This is a genomic window from Paracoccus sp. (in: a-proteobacteria), from assembly GCF_039808215.1.
In the GTDB taxonomy this organism is placed as follows: Bacteria; Pseudomonadota; Alphaproteobacteria; order Rhodobacterales; family Rhodobacteraceae; genus Paracoccus.
In genome coordinates this window covers 1-4444 of record NZ_JBDHSP010000131.1, presented here as the reverse complement: position 1 = coordinate 4444, position 4444 = coordinate 1, and the positions used below count along the sequence as shown (strand labels likewise).

Genomic DNA, 4444 nt, shown 5'->3' with positions numbered 1-4444 from the left:
GGCTGATCGGCGCCTGAAACCCGCCCCTGGATCCGGCTCACGGATTAACATTATCTTTGCCATGATGGTCATGATGGTATCTCTGGTTATGCGTTACCCGGGTTATTGTGGCGGGCAAGGGGAGTTTCGGGTGGGGCGGTGGAGCGCCTTTGCCCGGGGATCGGGGGCTGCGGGGCGGTGCCCGGCAGGATGAGCGGGGGGCGAGATGGGCAAACTGGATTTCGGCGTGGTTCTCGAACGCTGGCCCGAGCTTTTGCAGGGCGTGGCCGGGACCTTGTGGCTGGCGCTGTCGGGGATGGCGCTGGCGCTGCTGATCGGGATCGGCGGCGTCTCGATCCGCCGCTCGGGGCACCGCATCGGCGCGGCGGCGGTCACCGTCTTTGTCGAGGCGATCCGCAACACGCCCTTCCTCGTGCAGATCTTCTTCATCTTCTTTGCCCTGCCGCTGGCCGGGATCCGGCTGAACCCGACGGTGACCGCGATCATCGCGCTGGGGATCAACGGCGGCGCCTATGCCATCGAGATCATCCGCGGCGGCGTCGAGAGCATCCCGCCCGGCCAGACCGAGGCCGGGCTGGCGCTGGGGATGCATCGCGGCGAGGTGTTTCGCGTCATCGTGCTGAAGCCGGCGCTGCGCGCGATCTTTCCCTCGCTGTCGAGCCAGTTCATCCTGCTGACGCTGACCACCTCGATCTGCACCTCGATCTCGGCCTTTGAACTGACCCAGGTGGCGCAGCGCATCGACGGCGACACCTTCCGCAGCTTCGAGGTCTATTTCACCGTGACGCTGATCTATCTGGTGCTGTCCTGGCTGATCATGGTCCTGCTGGCCTTCATCAGCGGCCGCGCCTTCAACTATCCCACGCGCTAGGCCGAAAAGGGGGGCATCATGCCGCATCTTGGCGTCGACGAAATCCTGTTCCTGCTCCAGGGCCTGAAATGGACCGCCTTCCTGACGGTGATCGGCTTTGCCGGCGGCATCGTCTTCGGGCTGGCGGTGGCGCTGTGCCGGGTGGCGCCGCAGCGCTGGCTGCGGCTGCTGGCCACCGCCTGGATCGGGGTGTTCCAGGGCACGCCGCTGCTGCTGCAGCTGTTCGTGGTGTTCTTTGGCCTGCCGCTGTTCGGGGTGAACGTCAGCGCCTGGGCCGCGGTGGCGATTGCGCTGACCGCGCATGCCAGCGCCTTTCTGGGCGAGATCTGGCGCGGCGCCATCCAGGCCATCCCCCGGGGCCAGACCGAGGCCGCGCATGCCCTGGGCATGCGTTACCGTGCGCGCATGTTCGACGTGGTGCTGCCGCAGGCGCTGAAGATCTCGTTGCCGGCCACGGTGGGCTTTCTGGTGCAGCTGCTCAAGGGCACCTCGCTGGCGGCGATCGTGGGCTTCATCGAGCTGACCCGGGCGGGGCAGATCATCTCGAACCAGACCTACCAGCCGCTTTTCGTCTTTGGCGTGGTGGGCCTGCTCTATTTCTTCATGTGCTGGCCGCTGTCGCTCTGGGGGCGGCGCATGGAACTGCGCCTGACCCGGGCCAGCCGCTGAGCGAAGGCCCGCCGCAAGACGGCAGACAACCACAACAAGGAGGACCAGATGACCATCACCCTGAACCTTACCACCCTGCGCCACATGGCGCTGGCCGGCGGCATCGCCCTGGCGGCGCTGTTCGCGCAGGACGCGCAGGCACGCTCGGTCGAGGATGCCAAGGCCGCGGGCACGGTGCGCATCGGCATCCAGGGCGACAACTGCCCCTGGGGCTGCATCAACTCGACCGGCGCGGCCGACGGCTATGACGCCGACATGGGCAAGGCCTTTGCCGCCTTCCTGGGCGCCAAGGCGGAATTCGTGCCGCTGGCGGTGGCCAACCGCATCCCGGCGCTGGTGACCGACAAGGTGGACGTGCTGTTCGCCACCATGGCCATGTCGCCCGAGCGCGCCAAGTCGATCCAGTTCTCGATCCCCTATGCCGCCAACCAGCTGGCGGTGGTCGGGCCGGCCGACATGGACCTGTCGACGGCGCAATCGCTGGGCGGGCACCGCATCGGCGTGCCGCGCGCCTCGGCCCAGGACACGGCGCTGACCGCGATCGCCCCGTCCGGCACCGATATCCTGCGCTTTGACGACGATGCGGCCAATATCCAGGCCCTGCTCTCGGGCCAGGTCGAGGCCCTGGGCGGCAACCAGTTCTATATCCAGCGCCTGGAACAGGCCAAGCCCGGCCAGTTCAAGGTGCAGCTGCCGCTGACCGCGCTTTACAACGGCGTCGGCACGCGCCCGGGCGAGAAGGACTGGAACGAGCAGGTCAACGCCTTCCTGACCGAATTCATGAAGACGCCGGAATTCGCCGCCATCTACAACAAGTGGATGCATATGGACCCGCCGGAACTGCCGGCCACGATGGACGGCGTGCCCTTTACCGTCGCGCCGTGACGCCGGCCTGCCGGGGCGGGCGCGCTTTCGCCCCGGCAGCCGGCCCGCATTCGTCAAAGGACAGCAGAAGATGAACACGCCAGTCTCGCTTGCGGTCATGGGGGCCGGTCTGATCGGCAGGCGCCATGCCATGCATGTCGCCGCCAGCCCCGATGCCCGGCTGCTTTGCGTCATCGACCCGACGCCGGCCGGGCAGGCGGTGGCGCAGGAACACGGCGCCCGCTGGGTGCCCGACCTTGCGGCGGCGCTGGCGCAGGGGCTGCGCCCCGAGGGCGTCATCGTCGCCACCCCCAACCAGGTGCATATGCAAAACGGCCTGGACTGCATCGCCGCCGGCATCCCGGCGCTGGTGGAAAAGCCGCTTTGCGACGATCTGGCCGATGCCGGCCGCCTGGTCGATGCCGCCGAGGCCGCGGGCGTGGCGCTGCTGACCGGGCATCACCGCCGCCACAACCTGCTGATGCAGAAGGCGCGCGAGATCATCGCGACCGGCCGGATCGGCACGCCGGTGGTCGCCCATGCCATGTTCTGGCTGTTCAAGCCCGACGATTATTTCGACATCGGCTGGCGGCGGGAAAAGGGCGCCGGCCCGGTGTTTCTGAACCTGATCCACGACGTGGACAACCTGCGCCATCTTCTGGGCGAGGTGGTGGCGGTCACCGCGCGCGAATCCAACGCCATCCGCGGCCATGCGGTCGAGGAGACGGCGGTGATCCTGCTGGAATTCGCCTCGGGGCTGCTGGCCACCGCCTCGGTCTGCGACGCCACCGTGGCGCCCTGGAGCTGGGAGATGACCACGGGCGAGAACCCGGCCTATCCGCGCGCGGAGGAGCATTGCTACCTGATCGGCGGCACGCATGGCTCGCTGGCGCTGCCGGGGCTCGAGCTGCGCACCGCCCAGGGGCTGCGCAGCTGGTATTCGCCGTTCGATCTGTCGCGCCCCGGCGTCGCGAACGAAGATCCGCTGTCGCGCCAGGTCAGCCAGTTCGCCCGGGTGATCCGCGGCCAGGAGCCGCCGCTGGTCTCGGGGCGCGACGGGCTTGAGACGTTGCGCGTCATCGACGCGGTCAAGCGCTCTGCCGCCGGCGGCGGGCGCATCACCCTTTGATTTCTGGCAAGGAGAGGCTGGACATGGACGACATCCTGATCCGCATGGAAAAGGTCGAGAAATGGTATGGCAATTTCCATGCGCTGAAGAATATCAACCTCAGCGTGCGGCGCGGTGAAAAGATCGTGCTTTGCGGGCCATCGGGCTCGGGGAAATCGACGCTGATCCGCTGCATCAACAACCTCGAGGCGATCAAATCCGGGCGCATCACCGTCGACGGCACCGAGCTGACCGACAGCCAGGAGTCGATCGACAAGGTGCGCCGCGAGGTGGGCATGGTGTTCCAGCAGTTCAACCTGTTCCCGCACAAGACCGTGCTCGAGAACTGCATGCTGGCGCCGATGCGGGTGCGCAAGCTGTCGCGCGACGCGGCCGAGGCGCTGGCGCGCAAGTTCCTCGAACGGGTGCGCATCGGCAACCAGGCGGACAAATATCCCGCGCAGCTGTCGGGCGGCCAGCAGCAGCGCGTGGCGATCGCGCGGGCGCTGTGCATGGAGCCCAAGGCGATGCTGTTCGACGAGCCGACCTCGGCCCTGGACCCCGAGATGGTCAAGGAGGTGCTGGACACGATGATCGGGCTGGCCAATGACGGCATGACGATGATCTGCGTCACGCATGAGATGGGCTTTGCCCGCCAGGTCGCCGACCGGGTGATCTTCATGGCCGAGGGCGAGATCATCGAAGAGGGCGAACCCGAGGCCTTCTTTCGCAACCCCGCCCAGGAACGCACCCGCGCCTTCCTGGGGGAAATCCTCGCCCATCACTGAGCGCAGGCGCAGCGACCAGGCAAAAAGGCCCGCATCCCGGCAGGGATGCGGGCCTTTCGCCTGCCACCCGCCGAGGCGCTACTCCTCGCCCGCCCGATGCGCCAACGTCGCCCGCACCCAGTCCTGATCACGCACCGCCTCGCC

At 67.6% G+C, this 4444-nt stretch carries 5 protein-coding genes; all 5 read left to right on the top strand.

Features of this window, described 5'->3' with window-relative positions; translation table 11 throughout:
* The first annotated feature begins 205 nt into the window (after positions 1-205).
* The 5 genes from WMK75_RS18410 to WMK75_RS18390 all read left to right on the top strand — a co-directional run bounded on the left by WMK75_RS18410 (position 206) and on the right by WMK75_RS18390 (position 4300).
* The gene (locus tag WMK75_RS18410; RefSeq protein WP_347269038.1) at positions 206-871 is read left to right on the top strand and encodes an amino acid ABC transporter permease; all 666 of its coding nucleotides are present in this window, start codon (positions 206-208) and stop codon (positions 869-871) included.
* 18 nt (positions 872-889) lie between these two features.
* Complete coding sequence (locus WMK75_RS18405) at positions 890-1540, top strand: amino acid ABC transporter permease (protein ID WP_347269037.1); 651 nt, start codon at positions 890-892, stop codon at positions 1538-1540.
* Positions 1541-1588: 48 nt separating this feature from the next.
* Positions 1589-2425 carry a transporter substrate-binding domain-containing protein gene (locus WMK75_RS18400; RefSeq protein WP_347269036.1) on the top strand — a complete coding sequence of 279 codons (837 nt, stop codon included), beginning with the start codon at positions 1589-1591 and terminating at the stop codon, positions 2423-2425.
* Positions 2426-2495: 70 nt separating this feature from the next.
* A complete protein-coding gene (locus tag WMK75_RS18395) occupies positions 2496-3533 on the top strand; it encodes a Gfo/Idh/MocA family oxidoreductase (RefSeq protein ID WP_347269035.1) in 1038 nt (345 codons plus the stop codon).
* A gap of 23 nt (positions 3534-3556) precedes the next feature.
* Entirely contained in the window at positions 3557-4300 is a 744-nt protein-coding gene (locus tag WMK75_RS18390; protein WP_347269034.1) for an amino acid ABC transporter ATP-binding protein, read from the top strand.
* The last annotated feature ends 144 nt before the right edge of the window (positions 4301-4444 follow it).

What these genes read in the sequence shown, in the direction of transcription:
- WMK75_RS18410 (WP_347269038.1), top strand. Translation starts at nt 206, where the DNA reads ATGGGCAAACTGGATTTCGGCGTGGTTCTCGAACGCTGGCCCGAGCTT.
- WMK75_RS18405 (WP_347269037.1), top strand. Translation starts at nt 890, where the DNA reads ATGCCGCATCTTGGCGTCGACGAAATCCTGTTCCTGCTCCAGGGCCTG.
- WMK75_RS18400 (WP_347269036.1), top strand. Translation starts at nt 1,589, where the DNA reads ATGACCATCACCCTGAACCTTACCACCCTGCGCCACATGGCGCTGGCC.
- WMK75_RS18395 (WP_347269035.1), top strand. Translation starts at nt 2,496, where the DNA reads ATGAACACGCCAGTCTCGCTTGCGGTCATGGGGGCCGGTCTGATCGGC.
- WMK75_RS18390 (WP_347269034.1), top strand. Translation starts at nt 3,557, where the DNA reads ATGGACGACATCCTGATCCGCATGGAAAAGGTCGAGAAATGGTATGGC.